Source organism: Brevundimonas sp. UBA2416 (genome assembly GCF_002343105.1).
Taxonomy (GTDB): domain Bacteria; phylum Pseudomonadota; class Alphaproteobacteria; order Caulobacterales; family Caulobacteraceae; genus Brevundimonas.
Window position 1 is genome coordinate 1 of sequence record NZ_DDRM01000030.1, and the last position, 859, is coordinate 859.

1 protein-coding gene and 1 pseudogene are annotated in these 859 nt (G+C 66.1%); both read left to right on the plus strand.

The genetic code is table 11. The features are described 5' to 3' along the window. Positions 1-328: glutamate ligase domain-containing protein (locus tag B3E43_RS09935; RefSeq protein WP_414631352.1), on the plus strand; the 328-nt coding region annotated here is incomplete at its 5' end. A 251-nt stretch (positions 329-579) separates the two neighbouring features. Continuing rightward, positions 580-859, plus strand: a pseudogene (locus B3E43_RS16230) (UDP-N-acetylenolpyruvoylglucosamine reductase); the annotation flags it as partial.

The following is an 859-nucleotide window of genomic DNA, read 5'->3' on the forward strand; positions in this document are numbered from 1 at the left end:
CATCGCCGTGGTCCAGCCGCACCGGTTCACCCGACTGGAATCCCTGATGGAGGAGTTCTCGACCTGCTTCTCCGACGCCGACGCGGTGTTCGTGGCCGATGTCTATGCGGCCGGTGAGACGCCGATCGAGGGGGTGGACAAGATGGCCCTGGTCGAGGGCATCCGCCGCTTCGGGCACCGTTCGGTGCAGCCGCTGGAGAGCGTCGAGGCCCTGCCGGGCGTGATCGCGGCCGAGGCGAAGGACGGCGATCTGGTGGTGCTGCTGGGGGCGGGGGACATCACCCAGTGGGCCTATGCGTTGCCGGGGCAGCTGGAGGCTCTCGCTTGATCACGAGCAGCGACCTTGCTGGGGTTTATGATCGCATCGGTCACCTTCTGGGCCTCCGAGATCACGAACGTCCTGTGTCGGCCAGCGATATCCACGGCCAGTATGATCGCTTCTATGTCGGATCGGGCGAGCATGGCGGGGCCCCCTATGTGCTCGGCTACCTTGAGCGGGGAATAGAGCCCCGACACCCCGTCGCCTCGCTCGATGACCTGTCTGCGGCTGTCCAGCTAAGGGTGCCTGGCTATTCGGCCATGAAGGGCACGCGCGGCAAGTGGATTTGGCACGCCGAACTGGCACCATTCACATGGTTCCGAGTTGGTGGCCGAGCAGATGCGTTGTTCATCCCCGCTGACGCCGATGATTTGGCTGAAATGCTCAAGCGGTTGCCCTCCGATGTGCCGGTGACCGTGCTCGGCGTGGGCTCCAACGTCATCGTCCGCGACGGCGGGGTCGAGGGGGTGGTGATCCGGCTGGCTGGGCGGCCCTTCGCAGGCATCACGACCGACGGCGACACGATCACCGCCGGCGCCG